Source organism: Oleiphilus sp. HI0043 (assembly GCF_001634935.1).
Window position 1 is genome coordinate 1 of the sequence record NZ_LWEY01001968.1, and the last position, 628, is coordinate 628.

General features: G+C 46.2%; 1 protein-coding gene. It reads left to right on the forward strand.

What is annotated here, in order from left to right; translation table 11 throughout:
• Positions 1-106: 106 nt before the first annotated feature.
• Positions 107-628, forward strand: a 522-nt coding sequence (gene pheA, locus A3729_RS30335) for a chorismate mutase (protein WP_068634591.1), incomplete at its 3' end; no start/stop codon positions are given.

Genomic DNA, 628 nt, shown 5'->3' on the forward strand with positions numbered 1-628 from the left:
TTGATGAACAAGAAATAGAAGAGGGAACTGATACTGTTGAGGCAGGCGCTTCGAGTGAATCAGATGAATCTTCAGATCAATCACCTGAGGCCTAACTGGAAATATAATGGTAGATGAAGCAACAGAGCTCGCAAAGCTACGGGCTCAGATTGATGAGATTGATCAAAATATTCAGTCTTTGATCAACCAGCGCGCAGCTTGTGCTCAGCGTGTTGCTGAGGTGAAGCAGGCTGCTGCCGGTAATGAGCTTGTGCAGTATTATCGCCCTGAGCGAGAGGCTCAGGTCCTGCGGGCCGTAATGGAACGCAATACGGGGCCTATGCCAGATGAAGATGTTGCTAAGCTCTTCAGAGAGATAATGTCCTGTTGTCTAGCCCTTGAAAAACCAATGAAGGTAGCTTTTTTAGGGCCGGAAGGTACTTATACGCATGCAGCGGCCCTAAAACATTTTGGACACTTTGTTCATGCTCAGCCTATGAGTGCAATTGATGAAGTGTTTCGAGAGGTGGAGTCTGGCCAGGCAAACTATGGCGTTGTACCAGTTGAGAACTCAACGGAAGGCGTTGTTAATCATACTTTGGATAGTTTCGTAAATTCACCTTTATTCATTGCTGGTGAAGTGAAGTTA